The organism is Bradyrhizobium sp. LTSP885, assembly GCF_000938305.1.
GTDB lineage: Bacteria > Pseudomonadota > Alphaproteobacteria > Rhizobiales > Xanthobacteraceae > Bradyrhizobium.
The window spans coordinates 15,502-35,150 of the sequence record NZ_JYMT01000020.1; the positions used below are offsets into that span (position 1 = coordinate 15,502).

15 protein-coding genes are annotated in these 19,649 nt (G+C 64.5%); 7 read left to right on the forward strand and 8 right to left on the reverse strand.

Annotated features, from left to right (window positions below; genetic code table 11):
* Nucleotides 1-132: 132 nt before the first annotated feature.
* From UP09_RS13230 to UP09_RS13250, 5 genes are all read left to right on the forward strand, one after another.
* A complete protein-coding gene (locus UP09_RS13230) occupies nt 133-510 on the forward strand; it encodes a VOC family protein (protein WP_044538633.1) in 378 nt (125 codons plus the stop codon).
* Nucleotides 511-681: 171 nt separating this feature from the next.
* The gene (locus tag UP09_RS13235) at nt 682-1,956 is read left to right on the forward strand and encodes an acyl-CoA dehydrogenase family protein (protein ID WP_044538634.1); all 1,275 of its coding nucleotides are present in this window, start codon (nt 682-684) and stop codon (nt 1,954-1,956) included.
* A gap of 142 nt (nt 1,957-2,098) precedes the next feature.
* Nucleotides 2,099-2,716 carry a flavin reductase family protein gene (locus UP09_RS13240; protein WP_044538754.1) on the forward strand — a complete coding sequence of 206 codons (618 nt, stop codon included), beginning with the start codon at nt 2,099-2,101 and terminating at the stop codon, nt 2,714-2,716.
* Between the two features lie 16 nt (nt 2,717-2,732).
* The gene (locus UP09_RS13245) at nt 2,733-3,008 is read left to right on the forward strand and encodes a GNAT family N-acetyltransferase (protein WP_044538635.1); all 276 of its coding nucleotides are present in this window, start codon (nt 2,733-2,735) and stop codon (nt 3,006-3,008) included.
* A gap of 108 nt (nt 3,009-3,116) precedes the next feature.
* Nucleotides 3,117-3,998 (forward strand): hypothetical protein, encoded by an 882-nt coding sequence (locus UP09_RS13250; RefSeq protein WP_044538636.1) that lies wholly within the window; start codon nt 3,117-3,119, stop codon nt 3,996-3,998.
* 174 nt (nt 3,999-4,172) lie between these two features.
* Here the strand turns inward: UP09_RS13250 and yghU are convergent, their stop codons facing one another.
* On the reverse strand, nt 4,173-5,051 hold the full coding sequence (yghU, locus tag UP09_RS13255) for a glutathione-dependent disulfide-bond oxidoreductase (RefSeq protein WP_044538637.1): 879 nt from the start codon (nt 5,049-5,051) through the stop codon (nt 4,173-4,175).
* A 238-nt stretch (nt 5,052-5,289) separates the two neighbouring features.
* Between yghU and UP09_RS13260 the strand changes: the two genes are divergently transcribed.
* The gene (locus UP09_RS13260) at nt 5,290-6,423 is read left to right on the forward strand and encodes a nitronate monooxygenase (RefSeq protein ID WP_044538638.1); all 1,134 of its coding nucleotides are present in this window, start codon (nt 5,290-5,292) and stop codon (nt 6,421-6,423) included.
* A 173-nt stretch (nt 6,424-6,596) separates the two neighbouring features.
* Nucleotides 6,597-8,105 (forward strand): acetyl-CoA acetyltransferase, encoded by a 1,509-nt coding sequence (locus UP09_RS13265; protein ID WP_044538640.1) that lies wholly within the window; start codon nt 6,597-6,599, stop codon nt 8,103-8,105.
* Nucleotides 8,106-8,282: 177 nt separating this feature from the next.
* Here UP09_RS13265 and UP09_RS13270 read toward each other — a convergent pair whose 3' ends face one another.
* The 7 genes from UP09_RS13270 to ltnD all read right to left on the reverse strand — a co-directional run bounded on the left by UP09_RS13270 (nt 8,283) and on the right by ltnD (nt 19,577).
* Nucleotides 8,283-9,485 carry an efflux RND transporter periplasmic adaptor subunit gene (locus UP09_RS13270; protein ID WP_044538642.1) on the reverse strand — a complete coding sequence of 401 codons (1,203 nt, stop codon included), beginning with the start codon at nt 9,483-9,485 and terminating at the stop codon, nt 8,283-8,285.
* The gene (locus UP09_RS13275) at nt 9,472-12,651 is read right to left on the reverse strand and encodes an efflux RND transporter permease subunit (protein WP_044538643.1); all 3,180 of its coding nucleotides are present in this window, start codon (nt 12,649-12,651) and stop codon (nt 9,472-9,474) included. The genes UP09_RS13270 and UP09_RS13275 overlap by 14 nt, the downstream gene beginning before the upstream one ends.
* Nucleotides 12,652-12,829: 178 nt before the next feature.
* The gene (locus UP09_RS13280) at nt 12,830-14,536 is read right to left on the reverse strand and encodes a methyl-accepting chemotaxis protein (protein ID WP_044538644.1); all 1,707 of its coding nucleotides are present in this window, start codon (nt 14,534-14,536) and stop codon (nt 12,830-12,832) included.
* Between the two features lie 203 nt (nt 14,537-14,739).
* The gene (locus UP09_RS13285; RefSeq protein WP_044538645.1) at nt 14,740-16,431 is read right to left on the reverse strand and encodes a methyl-accepting chemotaxis protein; all 1,692 of its coding nucleotides are present in this window, start codon (nt 16,429-16,431) and stop codon (nt 14,740-14,742) included.
* A gap of 153 nt (nt 16,432-16,584) precedes the next feature.
* The gene (gene otnK, locus UP09_RS13290; RefSeq protein ID WP_044538646.1) at nt 16,585-17,874 is read right to left on the reverse strand and encodes a 3-oxo-tetronate kinase; all 1,290 of its coding nucleotides are present in this window, start codon (nt 17,872-17,874) and stop codon (nt 16,585-16,587) included.
* Nucleotides 17,871-18,653 carry a 2-oxo-tetronate isomerase gene (gene otnI / locus UP09_RS13295; protein ID WP_044538648.1) on the reverse strand — a complete coding sequence of 261 codons (783 nt, stop codon included), beginning with the start codon at nt 18,651-18,653 and terminating at the stop codon, nt 17,871-17,873. Before otnI ends, otnK begins: the two co-directional genes overlap by 4 nt.
* 12 nt (nt 18,654-18,665) lie before the next feature.
* Entirely contained in the window at nt 18,666-19,577 is a 912-nt protein-coding gene (gene ltnD / locus UP09_RS13300; protein WP_044538649.1) for an L-threonate dehydrogenase, read from the reverse strand.
* Nucleotides 19,578-19,649 lie beyond the last annotated feature (72 nt).

Genomic DNA, 19,649 nt, shown 5'->3' on the forward strand with positions numbered 1-19,649 from the left:
TGCTTTTCGTTCCGCCCTCTCTGGAAGTAGAAGGCGCAGGGAAAGCCGGGTGCCGATGGGCGCGCCTCCACTTCCGTCGCGGCGAAACTGCTGCTAGCGTTCGCGCCATAAGCAACAGGGGGGATTCAAGAAATGTTTTCGCACGTGATGATCGGCACCAACGACCTCGACAAGGCCAAGGCGTTCTATGACGCGCTGCTCTCCACGGTCGACGTCCGGCCAGCGAGGGTCGACGGTCACCGCATTTTCTACATCACCAAGACCGGTGTTTTCTCGGTCTCCAAGCCGATCGACGGCGAGCCCGCGACGCACGCCAATGGCGGTACGATCGGTTTTGCCTGCCATTCGCCCGAGCAGGTCGAGGCCTGGCACGCGGCCGGCGTCGCTGCCGGCGGCAAGCCTTGCGAAAACCCGCCCGGCGTCCGCGAAGGTGCTGCCGGCAAGCTGTATCTGGCCTATCTGCGCGATCCTGACGGCAACAAGATTTGCGCGATGCACCGGATGGTGTGAGTCCGTGCGCGACGCTTTGCGTCGCAGGCGACGGCGTTCAAACATTGTTTGAAGCGCCGCCGTCATATTCCGCGATGCGGTAGAGATCATCGCGAAAATCGGCTCGCGCTAGACGCGGCCCGCGTCTATTGTCCGCCGCAACACGCGCCTTCGCCGATGGGAGAAACAACAATGAAACACGCCTATGTGCCCCGCACCACCAATTACACGCTCAGCCCGGGCGATGAGCTGAACGATCTGCGGATGTCGGAACGGGTCCGCCCGCTTTACGATCATGTGAAGCAGTTCATCCGCGAGACCGTCGAGCCGATGTCGGTCGAGTTCTATCGCCACGGCGAAAAGAAGACCGATCGCTGGAGCTTTACGCCCGAACAGCTCGCGGTGCTGCAGAAGGCCAAGGACAAGGCCAAGGAGGTCGGCCTCTGGAACTTCTTCCTGCCCGACGCCGAAACCGGCGACGGGCTGAACAATCTCGACTACGCCTATATCGCCGCCGAGCTCGGCAAGAGCCCGCTGGCGTCGGAGTCCATGAATTGCTCGGCGCCCGACACCGGCAACATGGAGGTGCTGGAGCGCATCGGCACCAAGGAGCAGAAGGAGAAGTGGCTGAAGCCGCTGCTCAACGGCGAGATCCGTTCGGCCTATGCGATGACCGAACCGAACGTCGCCTCCTCCGACGCCAAGAACATCTCGACCACCGCAAAGCTGGTCGGCGACGAGTGGGTGATCAACGGCGAGAAGTATTACATCTCCGGCCTCGGCGATCCCCGCTGCAAGATCATGATCGTGATGGTGAAGACCAATCCGGACGCGGCCCCGAGCAAGCAGCAGTCGCAAATCCTGGTGCCAAAGGACACGCCCGGCGTGGAGATCCTGGGTCCGATGCACGTGTTCGGCCACGACCACGCGCCGCGCGGCCACATGCATCTGCGCTTCAACAATGTGCGCGTACCAAAGGAGAACATCCTGCTCGGCGAGGGCCGCGGCTTCGAAATCTCGCAGGTCCGCCTCGGCCCGGGCCGCATCCATCACTGCATGCGCACGATCGGCAAGGCCGAGAAGGCGCTCGACATGATGGTGCAGCGTGGCCTGACCCGCGAGGCGTTCGGCAAGAAGATCGCCCATCTCGGCGGCAACATGCAGATCATCGCGCAGGCGCGCTGCGAGATCGAATCGATGCGGCTGATGGTCTTGAAGGCGGCGAAGGCGATGGACGTGCTCGGCAACAAGGAGGCGCGTGTCTGGGTTTCGATGGTCAAGGCCATGATCCCCGAGCGCGCCTGCAAAGTGATCGACCAGGCGATCCAGATGCACGGCGCCACCGGCATCTCGCAATGGACCCCGCTCGCCGAAATGTACCAGGACGTCCGCCACCTCCGCTTCGCCGACGGTCCGGACGAGGTGCACTGGATGGTGGTCGGCCGGCATGAACTGAGCATGGCGTAGCTCTTCTCCTTCTCCCCGCTCTTTGCGGGGAGAACTTCGTAGAGTGGGCAAAGCGAAAGCGTGCCCACCTTCGCGAGCACGACACTTGATGGTGGGCACGCTTCGCTTTGCCCACCCTACGGCAGCCGACCAGGACCTCGCCATGGAATACGCCGCCAGCGACCTCACCCAGCGCGAACGCTACAAGGTGCTCGCCTCGTTCGTGTTGCCGCGGCCGATCGCGTGGGTGACGAGCGTGGGCCCGAACGGCGTCGTCAATGCCGCGCCGTTCTCCTTCTTCAACGTGTTCTGCGAAGACCCGCCGCTCTGCATGTTCGCGGTCAACCGGCGCCCCGACGGCCGGGAGAAGGACACGCTCATCAACATCCAGAAATCAGGCGAGTTCGTGGTCCATCTCACCGACGAGCCGCTAGCGCGCGCGATGCACGAGAGTAGCGGTGACTTTCCGCCCGAGATCGGCGAGCCCTCCTATCTCGGGCTGAAGCTCGCGCCGTCGAGCAAGGTCGCAGTGCCGCGGCTCGCCGACGCGCCTTTCGCGATGGAGTGCAAGACCTGGAAGCTGATCGACGTCAACGGCGACCGCCAGCTCATCATGGGCGAAGGTATCAATTTCTACATCCGCGACGAGCTGTGGGATCGCGACGCCATGCGCGTGCATATGGAGCGCTATCACCCGATCGGCCGCATGTTCGCCGACCGCTATTGCCGCACCGACGATCGGGTGGTGTTTCCAGCCGCCGAAGGCGCGCAGAACAAGTAACCGCGAGCACCGGACCATGGCCGAGACATTCCGCGACAACGAGGCACAGAGCCGGTTCGAGCTGGAGGCCGACGGCGCCATCGCCTTCGTCGTCTATCGCAAGTCGCCTGACACGATCACCCTCGTCCACACCGAGGTGCCGCCCGAACTCGGCGGCCGGGGCATCGGCTCGAAGCTCGCGCGCGCTACGTTGGAGGCAGTACGTGCGCAAGGCCGCAAGCTCGTCGTCAAATGCGAATTCATCCAGGGCTTCATGAAGAAGTATCCGGCGTACGACGATCTGCTGGCATAGGCCGACGATTCAAATTCTCCTTAAAGTTGTTATGTGAGAAACATCACTACTGCGCCTCCCGCCACGCGCCATACTGACCGCATTGAAACCACCAACTGGAGCAATGCCATGTCAGACGTCTTCGTCCTTGGAACCGATCAACGCTTGTGGCTGGAGCACAGTCCCTTCGGTCACGTCCCCCCTGCCCGCAATTTCATCGATCAAAACGTGTCGACGTTTCAGGCGCTCGACGAGCAGAACATCCTTGTGCTCGGCAGTGACGGAAAACTGTGGCTCGAGCATCCGCCGTTTCCGCGGCTGGACCGTGTCGGGCCGCGAGTCCAGGTCGACGCCGACGTGATGGCGTTTCACGGACTGGATGCCGGGACCGTCGCTGTTCTCGGCACCGACCGGCGGCTGTGGCTTGAGAAGGCGCCATTCGGCAACGTCCCTCCGGCGCGTCAATTCATCGACCAGAACGTGGCCGGCTTCCAGGTGCTGGATACGGACAATCTCATCGTCCTCGGCACCGATGGAAACCTCTGGCATGAGCACTCCCCGTTCGCACGTACCGGCCGGGTCCCGCCGCGAACACAGATCGACAGCAACGTCCTGTCTTTCGCCGCGCTCGACGTCAACACTATCGTCGTCCTCGGCAGCGACCGCAGGCTGTGGCTGGAGCATGCGCCGTTTGGCAACGTGCCGCCGGCGCGCCAGTTCATTGACCAGAACGTGGCCGGATTTCAGGCGCTGGATACCGACAATCTCATCGTCCTCGGCACCGATGGAAACCTCTGGCACGAACACTCCCCGTTCGCGCGCACCGGCCGCGTCCCTCCGCGGACGCAGATCGACAGCAAAGTGCAGTCGTTCCGCGCGGTCGATGCGCAGAACGTCGTCGTGCTCGGAACCGATGGAAATCTCTGGTTCGAGCATGCGCCGTTTGGGCACGTGCCGCCGAGCCGGCAGCAGATCGACGCCAACGCGCGTGCGTTCCAACCGATGAACTGAGGCTGCCCTCGCCCCGCTCTTGCGGGGAGAGGGTCGGGGTGATGGGCCGCCTCCGCAAATTCGATAGACGCGTGTGCGGACGGTCCCCCTCACCCGGAACGCATCTAACGATGCGTTCCGACCTCTCCCCGCACGCGGGGCGAGGTGGATTGAGATCGCTCCCGCGACACTAACTTACGACGCGGCCGGCTCGCCGATCTTGTCCTGCGTCCTGGTGTCGAAATCACCGGCGTCGTGGCGCTCGTGGAGCTGGCTCGAGGGCTCGCCCCAGGTGCGGTTGACCATGCGGCCGCGCTTCACCGCGGGCCGTTCCGCGATCGCATCGGTCCAGCGCTGCACGTTCTTGTAGTCCTGTACCGACAGGAATTCACCGCCGCCGTACAGCAATCCCTTGGCGAGCCCGCCATACCACGGCCACACCGCCATGTCGGCGATGGTGTAGACGCTGCCTGCGAGATATTCGTTGTCGGCGAGCCGGCGATCGAGCACGTCGAGCTGCCGCTTCACCTCCATCGCAAAGCGGTCGATGGCATATTCGATCTTGGTCGGCGCATAGGCGTAGAAGTGGCCAAACCCGCCGCCGAGATAGGGCGCGGCGCCCATCTGCCAGAACAGCCAGGAGAAGGTTTCGGCGCGGGTCTTGACGTCGGTCGGCAGGAAGGCGCCGAATTTTTCGGCGAGATGGACCATGATCGAGGCCGATTCAAAAACCCGGACAGGCTCCGGCCCGCTGCGGTCCATCAGCGCCGGGATCTTCGAGTTCGGATTGACGTCGACAAAGCCGCTGCCGAACTGGTTGCCGTCGATCTTGATCAGCCAGGCATCGTACTCCGCACCCTTGTGCCCGGCCGCCAGCAGCTCTTCCAGCATCACCGTGACCTTGACCCCGTTCGGCGTCGCCAGGGAATACAATTGCAGCGGATGAAGTCCGACCGGCAATTCCTTGTCATGCGTGGGACCTGCGATCGGCCGGTTGATGCTGGCGAAACGCCCGCCGCTCTCCTTGTTCCAGGTCCAGACTTTCGGCGGCTCGTAGGCAGGGGTATCGGTCACTTGCGGCTCCTGGTTTCCATCTCGTGCACTAGATGGTGGGCACGCTTCGCTTTGCCCACCCTACGGCACCGGCTTTTTTTGCCGTACGGAATGCATCGCCGAGGATGCGGCCACGGCAGCGCCTGCACGCAAGATCGCAGCAAGCGAAACCCGCTTGGCTTGACCGTCCATGAGCGCTAGCGTCGCGGGGCCTGATGCAAAAAAACACAATAAGCTGCCGCCGGGAGAGAACGCATCCATGAAATCACCTGTTTGCGACATGCTGGGAATCGAATTCCCCCTGCTTGCCTTCAGCCATTGCCGCGACGTGGTGGCGGCGGTCAGCCGCGCCGGCGGGTTCGGTGTGTTCGGCGCAACGGCGCATTCACCGGAGACGCTGGAGCAGGAGTTGACCTGGATCGACGCGCATGTCGATGGCAAGCCCTACGGCATCGACGTGCTGATCCCCGAGAACATCTCGACCTCGGGCGAGAAGAACGTCACCTGGAAGAGCTTGGAGAAGCGCGTCTCGCAGGAGCATCGCGACTTCACCCGCAATCTCCTCAAGAAGTACGACATCGAGCTCACCACCAAAAACGTCGCCGACAACCAGCCGCAGCCATTCGACGCGGAAACTGCGCTAGAGCTGCTCGACGTGTCCTTTCGTCATCCAATTAAACTGATCGCGAATGCGCTCGGCGTGCCGCCGAAGGCGATGATCGATCGCGGCAAGAAACATGGCGTGCCGGTCGCCGCCCTGGTCGGCGCCAAGGAGCATGCGCTGCGCCAGGTTGCGGCCGGCGTCGATATCCTTGTCGTGCAGGGCACCGAGGCCGGCGGGCATTGCGGCGAGGTCTCGACCATGGTGCTGGTGCCGGAGGTGATCAAGGCGATCACGCCGATCCGCGACGTGCCGGTGCTGGCCGCCGGCGGCATCATGACCGGCCGACAGATGGCGGCCTGCATGGCGATGGGCGCGGCGGGTGCGTGGACCGGTTCGGTGTGGCTCGCCACCGTGGAATCGGAGACGTCGGAAATTTTTCGCGAGAAGATGATCGCGGCGTCCTCGCGCGACGCGGTGCGCTCCAAGGGCCGCACCGGCAAGCCGGCACGACAACTCCGCTCGGTCTGGACCGATGCGTGGGACCGCTCGCCCGAGTGCCCCGGCGCGCTGCCGATGCCGCTGCAAAGCATCATCAGTCGCGACGCCTTCAACTCGATCGACCGCGCCGCGGCCGCCGGTAACGCCAAGGCGCGCGATCTCGTCAGCTACTTCGTCGGCCAGGGCGTCGGCCTGATCGACAGCGTGAAATCCGCAGGCGCCGTGGTGCAGGAATTCAAGGAAGACTTTGCCGAAGCCGTCGAGCACATGAACGCGCTGGTGGCGGAGTGATGGCCCTCGCCGTCACTGCGAGGAGCGGATCGACGAAGCAATCCATCTTTCCCCGAGTTGCGGCGTGGATTGCTTCGCGGAGCCTGTCATCGGGCGCGCATTCGCGCGACCCGTTGGCTCGCAATGACGGCTAAAGGCACCATCGAATTCAATCTCTCAAAGTGAACAAGAAAATGACCGCATCCCCCGAAGACCGTATTCCCGTCATTGTCGGCGTTGGCGAGATCGTCGATCGCCCGAAGGACATCGTTGCCGGCCTCGAGCCGCTGGCGCTGCTGGAACAGGCGCTGCAGCGCGCCGAGGCCGACAGCGGCGCAAAACTGCTTGGCGAGATCCAGTCGCTCGACATCGTCAACTTCCTGAGCTGGCGCTACCGCGATCCCGAGAAGCAGCTGGCGCAGCGCCTCGGCATTACGCCTGCGCATCTCTATTACGGCCCGGTCGGCGGCGAGAGCCCGATCCGCTATTTGCACGAGGCGGCACAGCGCATCGCGCGCGGCGAATGCAGCGTTGCGGCAGTTTGTGGTGCCGAGGCGCAGTCGACCGCAACGAAAGCGCAGCGCGCCGGCGTCGCGTTGCCGTGGACGCCATTCGCGCATGACGTCGAAGAGCCGAAGCGCGGCGCCGCATTCCAGAAACCGATGGCGGTGGCGCTCGGCGTGTTCCGGCCGATCACGGTCTATCCGCTCTATGAATCCGCAACCTCGGCGCATTGGGGCCAGACGCCGCGCGAGGCGCTGACGGAGTCGGGCGAACTGTGGTCGACCTATGCGCGCGTCGCGGCCGACAATCCGAACTCCTGGCTGAAGAAGCATTTCACCGGCGACCAGATCACGACGCCGACCCCGGACAACCGGATGATCGCCTGGCCCTACACAAAGCTGATGGTGGCGAACCCGATGGTGAACATGGGTGGCGCGATGATACTCACCAGCCTGGCCAAGGCGCGCGCCGCCGGCGTGCCGGAGGAGAAGCTGATCTACCCGCTCGGCGGCGCCTCTGCCGAAGAGCCGCGCGATTATCTGACCCGCGATCAGTTCGTCGAGAGCCATGCGCAGACCGCGGTGCTGAAGACGGTAATGGATCTCATCGAGGGCGACGGCAGGAAGTTCGACGCCATCGAGCTCTATAGCTGCTTCCCCTGTGTGCCGAAGATGGCGCGGCGGACGCTCGGTCTCGGCCCTGACGTGCAGCCGACCGTGACCGGCGGGCTGACGTTCTTCGGCGCGCCGCTCAACACCTACATGACGCATGCGGCCTGCGCGATGGTGCGCAAATTGAGAACCGGCGGCACGCTCGGCCTGCTCTACGGCCAGGGCGGCTTCGTGACCAAGCATCATGGCCTGGTGCTGTCACGCGCGGCGCCGAAGCAAGTGCTGAAGCAGGACATCAGCGTGCAGGCCGAGGCCGACCGCAACAGACGCGACGTGCCCGAGTTCACCACCGAGGCCCAAGGCAAGGGCAAGGTCGAGGCCTTCACCGTGATCTATCGCGGCAATGGCGAGGTCGAACATGGCGTGGCCATGCTGCGCACGGAAGATAACCGGCGTACCCTCGGCCGCATCCCCGCTGATGATACGGCGACGCTGGCCTATCTGCAGAATATGGATCGCACGCCGGTCGGCTCGCTCGGCGACATCGTCACGGCGGATGACGGCATGCTGGAATGGCGGGTGGGGTAGGAGTTCTCCCTCGCCCCGCTCTTGCGGGGAGAGGGCTGGGGTGAGGGGCTGTCTCCGCGGTTTCGATCTATCGATAGACCTGTACCCCCTCCCGGATCGCATCTGGCGATGCGATCCGACCTCTCCCCGCAAGCGGGGCGAGGTTAAGGAAGAGCGGGGCGCGCCGCGCCGAACGCCTTACCCCTTCACGTCCTGCTTTTCGGAGGCCGTCGTCGGCTTGCCCTTGGCGCCGACCCCGACCACGCGCACATGGTCGCCATCGGCGAGGCCGTCCGGCGGCGCGGTGATGACGCGGTCATCGGCCGCAAGGCCCGACGCCAGCTCGATCTCCTTGCCGAGGTCGCGCCCGATCGTCACCGTCTTGAACAGCACCTTGTCGTCTGAGCCGACAGTCGCGACCCGCAATCCGCTGCTGTTGAAGATCAGCGCGCTGGCGGGAATGCTCAGCGGCGTGGAATCGCGCTGCAGGCTGAGCTTCACGCTGGCGTAGCCGCCCGGCATCAGCTCGCCACTGGAATTGTCGAGCCCGAGCTGCATCCGCGTGGTGCCGGAGGCGACATCGACCGCCTGCGAGGAGGCTTCCACCGTCGCCAGGAACGTCCGGTTCGGATATTCCGGCATCAAAATCGTCGCCTTAGCGCCGATCTTGATCGCCGGCACGTAGGTCTGCGGCACGTTGACGTAAACGCGCAGCTTGCTGATGTCCGAGACCGTGAACATCGCCGGGCCCGAGTTGCCGCCGGCATTGATCAGCGCGCCGACGTCGGTGTCACGCGACGTGACGATGCCGTCGAACGGCACCGTGATCTTCTTGTAGCCGGCGAGCGCTTCCAGCCGCTCGACATTGGCCTGGCCGGAATTGACCGCGCCGTTCTTGCTGGAGAGGTCGGCGGTGCGCTCGTCGATCTCCTGCGCCGAGACGAAGTTCGACGCGACCAGCGTCTTGCGCCGGGTCAGCGTGGCCTCCGAGAGCTTGGCGTTGGCCTGTGCGCTCGCCAGATCGGCGCGCGCTTGCAGCAATTGCTGGTCGAGGTCGGGGGCCTCGATCTCGGCGATGACCTGGCCAGCCTTGACCCGCGCGCCCATATCCGCGTTCCAGCTCTTGAGGTATCCGGAAACCCGCGCGAAGATCGGCGCGCGCGAGTACGCCTCCAGCCGGCCCGGCAGGTCGAGGGTCGGGTTCGAGGCCCTGGCGTTTGGCAAGGCCACGGCGACGGTCGGAATCGCCTGATCCTCGGTCCATTCCTTCAGCCGCGTACCCTGCTCCTCGCGGGCGCGAATGCCGGTTCCGACGATCAGGCCTGCGGCGATCAACGCCACCACGCCGAATATGCCCAATTTCCGGTGCGAAACCGGCGGGCGCTGTTCAGTGGGCGGCATGCGGAATCTCCGATGAGGCGGCGGCCTTGGCGCCTTGTTTCTTGTGTACCATACTGAATACCACGGGAACAAACATCAGCGTTGCAAAGGTTGCAAAGATCAGGCCGCCGATCACGGCCCGGCCGAGCGGGGCATTCTGCTCACCGCCCTCGCCCAGTCCCAGCGCCATCGGCGCCATGCCGATGATCATGGCGAGCGCCGTCATCAGCACCGGGCGGAACCGGACGAACCCGGCCTCCAGCGCGGCCGCGACGGGATCGCCGAGTTCCTCGTAGCGCTCGCGGGCGAAACTGATCACGAGCACGCTGTTGGCGGTCGCCACGCCCATGCACATGATGGCGCCGGTCAGCGCCGGCACCGACAGCGTCGTCTGCGTCGTGAACAGCATCCAGACAATACCGGCGAGCGCTGCGGGCAGCGCCGTGATGATCACGAACGGGTCCGACCAGGACTGGAAGTTCACGACGATCAGGAAGTAGATCAGCACGACGGCGCCGAGCAGGCCGAACAACAGGCCGGTGAAGGCCGAGTTCATGGTCTGCACCTGGCCCAGCAGCACCACGGACGAGCCCTTCGGCACCTCCTTGGCGGTCTCGGATATCAGCGCCCGCACCTCGGTGGCGACAGCGCCGAGGTCACGGCCCTGCGTCGTTGCGTAGATCTGCACCAGCGACTGGATGTCGTATTGCGACACCACCGCGCTCGAGGTCGAGCGCTTGATGTCGGCGATGCCGCCGAGGATCGGCGCCTGCGTGTTGCCGGTCGCGGTGATCGGCAGCGCCTGCAGCGCGCTCAAGGAGTCGATCTGGTACTGCGGCGTCTGCATCACAATCGAATAGGACACGCCGTTGTCAGGATTGAGGTAGTAGGTCGGCGCGACCTGCGAGGAGCCGGCGAGATTGACCACAAGGGCGTTGGTGACGTCGCGCTCGGTCAGGCCGACATATTGCGCGCGGGTGCGGTCGACATCGATGTTGAAGGTCGGGCTATTCGGCGATTGCTGGATCCGCGCATCCGCGATGCCGGGAATCTTGCGGATCCTGCTCAGGAGCTTGTTGGCGTAGGCGAAGTTGGCTTCGATGTTGGCGCCGCGGACCTGCAAATCGATCGGCGCCGGGGCGCCGAAGTTCAGGATCTGGCTGACGATGTCGGCCGGCAGGAACGAGAAGCTGACGCCGGGGAACAGCCGCGGCAACTGCTCACGCAGCGTGCGCACATGTTCCTCGGTCGGTCGGTGGCCTTCCTTCAGCTTGATCTGGACGTCGCCATCCTGCGGGCCGATCACGCCGGTGTTGTTGTAGGTCATGTTGATGCCGGAGATCGGCATGCCGATGTTGTCGGTGAGCGTCTCGATCTCACCGGGGACCAGCTTGCGGACCGCCTTCTGGATGTCGGCGAGCTGGTTGGCGCTCTCCTCGACGCGGGTGCCGACCTGGGTGCGGACGTGCATCAGGATGTTGCCGGCGTCGACCGACGGAAAGAAATTACGTCCCAGGAACGGCACCAGCAGGAACGACGCCGCAACGACCGCAAGAAAGCCGGTCACGAACACCGCGCGGTGGCCGAGCGCCATCGCCAGCAGGCCGCGATAGCCGCCGCGGATGCCTTCGAACCGCGCCTCGAAGCCGCGCTGGAACCAGACCAGAGGATTGCGTGACGTCGGCGGCGCGCCCTCGTGGTGCACATGCGGCTGGAGTAAATAGTTCGCCATGGTCGGCACCAGCGTGCGCGACAGGATGAACGACCAGATCATCGCGAACATCACCGCTTCCGCCATCGGAACGAACAGGAAGCGCGCCACGCCGGTCAGGAAGAACATCGGCACGAACACGATGCAGATGCAGAGCAGCGAGACGAAGGCCGGCGTCACGATCTGGTTGGCGCCATCGAGGATCGACTGCTCGACCGGCTTGCCCTGTTCGAGGTGATAATTGATGTTCTCGATCGTCACGGTGGCGTCGTCGACGAGGATGCCGACCGCGAGCGCAAGGCCGCCGAGCGTCATGATGTTCAGCGTTTCGCCGATCGCCGACAGCATGATGATGGCGCCGAGCACCGATAGCGGGATCGACACCGCGATAATGACCGTCGAGCGCCAGCTGCCGAGGAACAGCAGGATCATGACGCTGGTCAGCAGCGCTGCGATCACGCCCTCGAAGGCGACGCCCTGGATCGCGCCGCGCACGAACACTGACTGGTCGCCGATGAAGCCGATCTTGAGCGCGTCCGGCAGTTGGTCCTTGACCTCGATCACCTTCTGCTTGATGCCGGAGATGATATCGAGCGTCGAGGTCGCGCCGGCCTTCAGCACCATCATCAGCACCGAACGGTTGCCGTCGACATGCACGATGTTGGTTTGCGGCGGGTTGCCGTCGCGCACGGTGGCGACGTCGCGCACATAGACCATCGCGCCGTTGACGGTCTTGATCGGGAGGTTGCCAAGCTCGTCGATCTTGAGCGGCGAGTTGTTGAGATTGACGGTGTATTCGAAGCCGCCGATCTTCTGGGTGCCGACCGGCGTGATCAGGTTCTGCGCCGCGAGCGCGTTGGCGACGTCCTGTCCCGACAAACCGCGTGCCTGCAGCGCCGCCGAGTTGAGGTCGATCTGGACCTGGCGCTGCTTGCCGCCGAACGGATACGGGATCGCCGCACCAGGCACCGTGACCAGCGGCGTGCGCAGCTGGTTGATGCCGATATCGGCGAGGTTCTGCTCGGTCAGGCCTTCACCCGACAGCGCGACCTGGATGATCGGCACGGTGGACGCGCTGTAGTTCAGGATCAGCGGCGGCGTCGAGCCCGGCGGCAATTGCTTGAGCAGCGTCTGCGAGATCGCGGTGACCTGCGCGTTGGCGGTGCGGATATCGACATTGGGCTGGAAGAAGATCTTGACGATGCCGACGCCGTTATAGGAATTGGCGACGATATGCTCGATGTCGTTGACCGTCGTGGTCAACGAGCGCTGGAACGGTGAGGTAATGCGCCCGGACATCTGGTCCGGCGGCAAGCCGGTGTACTGCCAGACCACGCCGATCACGGGAATGCGAATATCCGGAAAGATGTCGGTCGGCGTGCGCAGCGCCGCCAGCGGTCCGATGATAAGCAGCAGCAGCGCGAGCACGACGAAAGTATAGGGCCGGCTCAGCGCGATACGCACCAGTGCGATCATAGAAGGAGTATTCCCGAAATTCCCGAAAAGGCCTGCCCAGGCAAGGGAATCGGCGTTTCAAAAAAAGCCGTTCCACTAGGGGTCGATTTACCCGATGCGAAGCCAAACGCCAACCCGCGCAGCGTGGGTGGCCTTCACTTCCTTGGCATAGCTTGGTGAGAAACCCCGCACCGGCTGCTCAGGCTGCCCGCACCGTGCTCAGGAATTTGCCAACTTCGAGCTTGAGACGGTTGCTGTCACCCGAAAGTGACTGCGCGGCACCGAGCACCTGCGCCGAAGCCGAACCGGTCTCGCTGGCGCCGCGCTGGACATAGGCGACGTTGGCCGAGACCTGCCCGGTGCCTTCGGCCGCCTGTTGGACGTTGCGGGAGATCTCCTGGGTCGCGGCCCCCTGCTCTTCCACGGCGGCGGCGATGGTGGAGGAAATCTCCGACAGCCGCTCGATGGTCGAGCTGATGTCCCGGATCGCGCTCACGGAGTCCTGGGTCGCGGCCTGGATGCCGGAAATCTGCTGGCCGATCTCCCCGGTCGCCTTTGCGGTCTGCTCGGCCAGCGCCTTCACTTCCGACGCCACCACGGCGAAGCCGCGGCCGGCCTCGCCGGCGCGCGCCGCCTCGATGGTCGCATTGAGCGCCAGCAGGTTGGTCTGGCCGGCGATGGTGTTGATGAGCTCGACCACGTCGCCGATGCGGGCGGCAGCCTTCGACAGTTCACCGACCCGATCATTGGTCGCGCGGGCCTGGCTGACCGCTTCGCCAGCCATCCGCGCGGACTCCTGCACCTGGCGGCTGATCTCGTTGACCGACGACGACAGCTCTTCGGTTGCGGATGCCACCGACTGCACATTTGTGGAGGCTTCCTCGGACGCCGCGGCGACGGTTGTCGCCAATTCCTGCGAGCGCTCGGCCGTCGACGTCAAATTGGTCGCTGATGCCTCGAGCTCAGTCGAAGCCGACGCGACGGTCTCGACAATCTCACCGACCGCACGCTCGAAGCCGTCGGCCAGCTTGAGCATGTCGGAGCGGCGCTGCGCGGCGGTCCGCGCTTCCGCTTCCTTCTGCTCCTGCTCCATGCGGATCTTGGCGAGGCCGTTGTCCCTGAACACCAGCGCGGTCTTGGCGACGTCGCCGACCTCGTCGCGCCGATCGGTGCCGTGGACCGCAACCTCGTAATTGCCGTTGGCAAGCTGCTGCAGCAGCTCGACGACGGCACGGATCGGCTTCGCGACGCCGTACTGGCCGACGACAAAGCCGAACAGCAGCCCGAACAGGACGCCCGACGACGCAAGCAGGATCAAAAGCCCCGAGGTCGACGCATATTCCTGCTCGCTCGCCTTGACGTTTTCCTTGACCTGCTGATCCTGGCGGTCGGCCACCGCCCGAACCTTGGTCTGGAGCGCCTCCGCCGCCGCACGGCTCTTCATGGCGATGTTGCGAAGCTTCTCGGCCGATTGACTCAAGTCGGCTGCGCTCGCGCCATCGACCGCATCGAGCGTCTGCTTGAGTTGGGCCTGATAGGTCGAGAGCGCCGATCGCACGTCCGGCAGCAGCGCGATGGTCTGCGCATCCTCGGTTTTGTTGATCTCGGCAAGGCGCTGCTCCAACAGCTTGAGCTGCTCGTCGATGACCGATCGCGCTGCGAGCCTGTTCTCGTCGCGAGGATCAAGCGCACTGCGAAACTCGGCGCGATTGATCGCAAGCACGTTCTGGTTGGCGCGCGCGGACAGTAGCGAGCGCTCCGCCGCGCGGGCTGTGACCTGACCGCGCTCGCTGAGCGATTTGAGCGAGGAAATTCCGAGATAGGCCAACATGCCGGCAATGACGGAGAGCCCGCACACAATCGCCAGTATCTTCGTAAGGATGCGGAATCGCGCCAGGAACATCATCGAACGCCTCTGTCGGTAATGGAATTCGCTAGCGGCTCTTCTGCATTGGGCCCTGTAGCGCTGTGTCAAACTAACGCGCATGGAACTACGGTTCGTTAATCACGCCGCCCGTGGAATTACGGAACGCTGCACAATGAATTTGCAAAGAAAAATGCCCGGCTTGCAAAGGCCGGGCATGCTTCGGTGTAACGCACTCGATCGACTTAGGCGGCGCGGACCGACTCCAGGAACTTGCCGACTTCGAGCTTGAGACGGTTGCTGTCGCCCGACAGCGACTGCGCCGCCGACAGCACCTGGCTCGAGGCCGAGCCAGTCTCGGTGGCGCCGCGCTGCACGTCCGTGATGTTCGACGAGACCTGCTGGGTGCCCTGCGCGGCCTGCTGCACGTTGCGGGAAATCTCCTGCGTCGCAGCGCCCTGTTCTTCCACGGCGGCCGCAATGGTCGAGGAAATCTCGGAGAGCCGCTCGATGGTGCTGCTGATCTCCTTGATCGCGCCGACCGACTCCTGCGTCGCGGCCTGGATGCCGGAAATCTGCTGACCGATCTCGCCGGTCGCCTTTGCGGTCTGCTCGGCCAGCGCCTTCACCTCCGACGCCACGACCGCAAAGCCGCGGCCGGCCTCGCCGGCGCGCGCCGCCTCAATGGTGGCGTTCAGCGCCAGCAAATTGGTCTGGCCGGCGATGGTGTTGATGAGCTCGACGACGTCGCCGATCCGCGCGGCAGCCTTCGACAGCTCGCTGACGCGATCGTTGGTGGTGCGGGCCTGGCCGACGGCATCAGTGGCCATCCGCGCCGATTCCTGCACCTGGCGGCTGATCTCGGTCACCGACGACGACAACTCTTCAGTGGCCGAGGCCACCGACTGCACATTGGCGGAGGCCTCCTCGGAGGCGGCTGCGACCGCGGTGGTCAGCTCCTCCGAGCGAGAGGCGGTCGACGACAGCGTGCCGGCCGAAGCCTCGAGCTGGGTCGAGGCCGACGACACCGTCTGCACGATCTCGCCGATCATGGTCTCGAAATTGCGCGTGATGGCATCGACCCGGCGGCCGCGCTCGATCTTGGCCTCCGCGTCAACCGCGGCGGCCTCGTCGGCCGCCTTCTTGGCGACCAGGGCTTCCTTGAACACCTGCAGCGTGTCGGCCATCGCGCCGATCTCGGTCTTCTCGCCCTGATGCGGCACGATCGCGGTCAGGTCGCCGCGGCCCAGCGCCTGCATCGGCGTCACGATCGAGGCAATGCCGCTGGATATGTCGCGAACCAGGTAGAAGCTGACGCCGACGCCGACAACAAGAGCTATTCCGAGCAGCACGGCAAGCATCATGAAGGCGGACGAATAGTTGTCAGCCGCGTCCTGGGCTGCCTTGTCAGCGCCGGTATTGTTGAGGTCGATGTCCTTGCGAAGAATTTCGTCAGCCTCCAGACCGATCTTGTTCACGGTCTTGGTGTTCAGCTCGTGGGCTTCATGCGGAATCTTGCCGGCTTCCTTGCGCGACAGCTCCATGACCTCGTCCGTACCCTTCTTGTACCTCGTCCAGGTATCGACCCACTGATTGTACAGCGCGCGCTCTTCCGGCGAGGTAATCACGGCCTCGTAGGTCGCACGGGTCTTAGTGTTGGCCTCGACCACACCGGCCAGGGTCCTTTCCGCCGCCAGCTTCTCCTCGAGCGTTTCGGCGAGCATGTGTTCGCGGATCACGTTGCGATAGGTGATGAGGCCCGCGCGCAATTCGCCAAGAATCCGCACGCTCGGCAGCCAGTTGGTCGTGATGTCGACGGTGTTGGCGTTGATCGCCCGCATGTCCCTGACGGCCAGCAGGCCCATGCCCGTGACGACGAGGAGGAGGAACGCGACCACGGAAATGAGCTTGGCGCGGATCGAGTATTTGGCGAGCATCGTGAGCTTCCGATCGTGACGGCTGGAGAGACACAGGCGCGGCGGGACGCCACAGGCATCAATGCCCGCTCGCCCCTGCGGTAGAGTTAATTTGGAACCCCGTTGAACTACTGAGTCGAAAATGTGCGTCTGAAAATGGCGCGCTTCGCGCGGTCAGCGCATCAGCGCGAGTGCGTCCGGGAAAAATTGCGGCCCGCCGAAATTGCCTGATTTCAGGGCAAGCAGCATCTCGCCGTTCTTGACTCCGACGGCGCGCAAAACCGGCACGCCCGCAGCGATTTCCGCACCGACGAGGAATCCGGGGATACGCAGCCGATCGACCACGGCGCCCGATGTTTCACCACCGGCGACCACCAGCCTGCGCACGCCCGACTGCACCAGACCTTCGGCGATGTCGGCCATCGCCTGCTCGATGGCATGTCCGGCTGCATCACGGCCATGACGAGATTGCAGAGCTGCAACCTCGTCGGGGGTCGAGCTGCTCGCGATCAGAACCGGTCCGTCGCCGATTCGGTCCTTTGCCCATGCAACCGCGCGCCGCGCCTCGTCCGGGCCTGCGACCACCCGTTCGGGATCAAGATGCAAGACCGGCATCACCCTCTCAGCGCTGGAGATCTGCTGCAGGGTCGCCTGCGAGCAACTGCCGGCGAGGCAGGCGGCCGTCCCTCCGACCGCCGCGTCAGGCGTGGCATTCAGTGCGTCCGGCTTCACGCGACCCGAGGCGACCAGCGCCCGCGCCAGTCCAAGCCCGATGCCGGAAGCGCCGACCGAGAGACGATGGCCCAGCGCCACCTGCCCGATGGTTTCGAGGTCGCGGTCGAACACGGCGTCGACGATCGCAGCGCCGATGCCTTTGCCCGCGAGCTCGGCGAGCCTGGCCCTGACCGCATCCGCGCCGCGGGTCAGCGTCGCCAGATCGACCAGCCCCACCATGGTTCCGCTCTGCCGCGCCAGCACCCGCACAAGGTTGGAATCGTGCATCGGGTTAAGCGGATGGTCCTTCAACGGGCTCTCATTGAGGGGCACGGCCCCGACGAACAGATTGCCCTGATAGACGGTGCGGCCGGTTTCCGGAAAGGCCGGCGTCACCAGCACGATCGCGTCGCCGGAATCGGCGCGCAGCGCATCCATCACCGGGCCGATATTGCCTGTAACGGTGGAGTCGAAGGTCGAGCAGATCTTGAACAGGACATGCTGAGCGCCGCGGCCACGCAGCCAGGTCTCGGCGGCGCGCGAGCGGCTCACCGCGAGACCAGCCTCGATCGACCGGCTCTTCAGCGAGACGACGACGGCATCGACCTCGGGCAGCGCAAGATCATCTGCGGGAACGCCAATCGTCTGCACAGTGCGCAATCCGGCGCGGGTCAGCGTGTTGGCGAGGTCGGAGGCGCCGGTATAGTCATCGGCGATGCAGCCAAGAGCCAGTTTCGCTGCCAGCGTCACGATTTTGCTCCGGCATAGGGCTTGAACCAGGCGAGGCCATCGGTGGTCTTGCCGCGCGGATTGTATTCGCAGCCGACGAAGCCGCCATAGCCGAGCCGGTCGAGCTCCTCGAACAGGAATGGATAATTCAGCTCCTCTCCGTCAGGCTCGTTGCGCGAGGGGATCGAGGCGATCTGGATGTGGCCGATGATTGGCATCATCTCACGCAGCCGCATCGTCACGTCGCCATGGATGATCTGGCAGTGATAGATGTCGAACTGCAGCTTCAGGTTCGGAATCCTCAGCTCGTTGATGAGGTCGCGCGCGAACAGGAAGTCGTTGAGGAAATAGCCGGGCACGTTGCGCGAATTGATCGGCTCGATCACGACGTCGAGGCCGTGGGGCGCAAAGAATTCAGCAGCGTAGGCGACCGACTTGCGGAATGCCGCGACGGCTTTGAGATCACTGCGGTCGGCGATGCCTGCCATCAAGTGCAGCCGCTTGACGCCAGTTGCCTGCGCGTAAGGCAGCGCGATCTTCAGGCTCTGCTGCAGATCGGCGAAACGGTCCGGCAGCGCGGCAAAGCCCTTTTCGCCAGCATTCCAGTCGCCCGGCGGCAGATTGAACAGCGCCTGCGTCAGGCCGTTACCGTGCAGCCGCTTGCCGACTTCGTCGGCCGGATGGTCGTAGGGAAACAGGAATTCGACCGCGGCAAAACCCGCTTTCGCCGCCGCCTCGAAGCGGTCGAGGAACGGGACCTCCGTGAACATCATGGAGAGGTTGGCGGCAAAGCGGGGCATTTTGAGATCCTCTTATTTCGCGCCGGGTAGTTTGGTGCCGGTGACCTGGGCATACATCCGCGCCACCGAGGCATCGTCGTCGCGGCCCATGCCGGCGGCTGATGTCATCAGGAACATCTGCAACGCCGCGGCCGACACCGGCACCGGGAAGCGCGCGGTGCGCGCCATGTCCTGGATGATGCCGAGATCCTTGACGAAAATCTCGACCGCGCTGCGCGGCGCATAGTCGCCGTCAAGCACATGCGGAATCCGGTTCTCGAACATCCAGGAATTGCCGGCGGAGGCCGTGATCACCTCATAGACCTTGCGGATATCGAGGCCCTGTTTGGCGGCGAAGGCGATCGCCTCCGAGGCCGCCGCGATATGGACGCCTGCAAGCAGCTGGTTGATCATCTTGAACGCCGCGCCCTCGCCCGCGGCATCGCCGAGTTCGTAAAGCTTCGCGGCCATCGCATCCAGCGCCGGCCGCGCTTTCGCGAACGCCGCGGCGCTGCCGGAGGCAAGGATGGTGAGTTCGCCCTGCGCGGCACGCTGCGCGCCGCCGGAGATCGGGGCGTCAAGATAGTGGCGGCCGGTCGCCTCGAGCTGCTTGGCCAGGCGCCGCGCGATGTCGGGGTCCATGGTCGCGGAAGACACGAATACAGCGTCCTTCGGCATCGCCTCGGCGACGCCGGCGGTGCCGAACAGGATGGCTTCGGTCTGTGCCGCATTGACGACGACGCTGACGACGATGTCGGCATCCTTGGCCGCCTCGGCCGGCGTCGTCGCGCCCCTGCCGCCATCTGCCACAAACCGTGCGACCGCATCGGCCGACACGTCGCAACCGGTCACCTCAAGGCCGGCGCGCCTCAGCGAAATCGCCATGCCGAACCCCATCGAGCCGAGCCCGATCACGGCGATACGCGGTTTGGCGGAACTGGACATGCGACGATCCCTCGAGAGTTTTTCTTAGCCGTTACGCCTGCCTATCACGGCTTGGCCGCGCTGCCAAAGCAT

Coding starts and splice junctions, on each gene's coding strand:
- UP09_RS13230 (WP_044538633.1), top strand. CDS start 133: ATGTTTTCGCACGTGATGATCGGCACCAACGACCTCGACAAGGCCAAG.
- UP09_RS13235 (WP_044538634.1), top strand. CDS start 682: ATGAAACACGCCTATGTGCCCCGCACCACCAATTACACGCTCAGCCCG.
- UP09_RS13240 (WP_044538754.1), top strand. CDS start 2,099: ATGGAATACGCCGCCAGCGACCTCACCCAGCGCGAACGCTACAAGGTG.
- UP09_RS13245 (WP_044538635.1), top strand. CDS start 2,733: ATGGCCGAGACATTCCGCGACAACGAGGCACAGAGCCGGTTCGAGCTG.
- UP09_RS13250 (WP_044538636.1), top strand. CDS start 3,117: ATGTCAGACGTCTTCGTCCTTGGAACCGATCAACGCTTGTGGCTGGAG.
- UP09_RS13260 (WP_044538638.1), top strand. CDS start 5,290: ATGAAATCACCTGTTTGCGACATGCTGGGAATCGAATTCCCCCTGCTT.
- UP09_RS13265 (WP_044538640.1), top strand. CDS start 6,597: ATGACCGCATCCCCCGAAGACCGTATTCCCGTCATTGTCGGCGTTGGC.
- UP09_RS13270 (WP_044538642.1), bottom strand. CDS start 9,485: ATGCCGCCCACTGAACAGCGCCCGCCGGTTTCGCACCGGAAATTGGGC.
- UP09_RS13275 (WP_044538643.1), bottom strand. CDS start 12,651: ATGATCGCACTGGTGCGTATCGCGCTGAGCCGGCCCTATACTTTCGTC.
- UP09_RS13280 (WP_044538644.1), bottom strand. CDS start 14,536: ATGATGTTCCTGGCGCGATTCCGCATCCTTACGAAGATACTGGCGATT.
- UP09_RS13285 (WP_044538645.1), bottom strand. CDS start 16,431: ATGCTCGCCAAATACTCGATCCGCGCCAAGCTCATTTCCGTGGTCGCG.
- otnI (WP_044538648.1), bottom strand. CDS start 18,653: ATGCCCCGCTTTGCCGCCAACCTCTCCATGATGTTCACGGAGGTCCCG.
- ltnD (WP_044538649.1), bottom strand. CDS start 19,577: ATGTCCAGTTCCGCCAAACCGCGTATCGCCGTGATCGGGCTCGGCTCG.